This is a genomic window from Clavibacter sp. MX14-G9D (assembly GCF_032917815.1).
Taxonomy (GTDB): domain Bacteria; phylum Actinomycetota; class Actinomycetes; order Actinomycetales; family Microbacteriaceae; genus Clavibacter; species Clavibacter michiganensis_K.
This window is the reverse complement of record NZ_JAVCVL010000394.1, coordinates 1-1,001: the sequence shown is the minus strand read 5'-3', so window position 1 is coordinate 1,001 and position 1,001 is coordinate 1. Positions and strand designations below refer to the sequence as shown.

Sequence of the window (1,001 nt, the reverse complement as noted above, 5' to 3'; positions counted from 1 at the left end):
CGCCGAGGCCGAGGGCCGCCGCGCCGTCGGTGCCCGTGACGGGCAGCGTCTCGCCGTGGTGCGCGGCCGGCTTGTGGATCGGCTTCGGGGCGGTGCCCGCGGGCTCGATCGACGGCGCGGCGGGCGCCGGGGTCGGCGTGCCGGGCAGCGTGGGCACGCCCGGGAGGACAGGTCCGCCCGCGTCCGCGCCGGTCAGCTCGACCGTGCCGCCCTGCGTGAGGCCCGACTCCAGGCCGGCGACGGAGACCGTGTAGACGCCCGGCTGGACGTCGCCGAACAGGATGATCGGCTGCGCGAAGGTGCCGTCGACGTCGGCGCGCACGAGGTCCTCGAGCGAGCGCGTGCCCACGCCGACGCCGGAGTTCGCGTCGCTGATCTCGATGACGCGGCCGTCGGGCGCGGTGACCGTGACCTCGACGGCCTCGTAGCGCAGGTAGCCCGTCGCGGAGACCTTGAGGCCCCCGAGGAGGCTGGTCGCCTCGGTGACGGTGATCGGGGAGATGGTCGAGAACGACGCCTCGGCGCGGACGAACGGGCCGACGGGCGCCTCGGTGAAGCGCACCAGGCCGCGGATCTCGCCCTTGACGGTGAGGTCGAGGCCGACCTGCGTGAGCGTGACGCTGGCGGTCCGGGATCCCTCGAGCAGCTCGGTGAAGCTCGCGGGGAACGCGTACGAGCCGTCCGCTCCGACGATGCCGATGCCCGCGATGGACTTCACGCCCACGGCGTTGAAGTAGCTGGCCGTCACGATGCTGCCCGCGGTGCCGGTGCCGGCGAACGGCACCGCCTCGGTGATGGGGAGGGCGACGCCGCGGTCGGGGGTGGTCCAGGTGAAGGGCAGCTCGACGACGGGCACGGTGGGCTCGAGGGTCGGGGCGCCGGGGGCGGGCGTGCCGGTCGTGGGGGCCGGGGCCGGCGTCGACTCGACGGGCGCGTCGACGACGGGCGCGGGTGCGCCCTCCTCGGGGACCTCGGTGGGGGCGGGGGTCGGGGCGGCCTCG

The 1,001-nt window shown here is 76.0% G+C and carries 1 protein-coding gene; it reads right to left on the bottom strand.

Annotated elements, in window-relative coordinates; all coding sequences use genetic code 11:
• On the bottom strand, positions 1-1,001 hold a 1,001-nt coding region (locus tag Q6969_RS15910), incomplete at both ends, for a sortase (protein ID WP_317231310.1).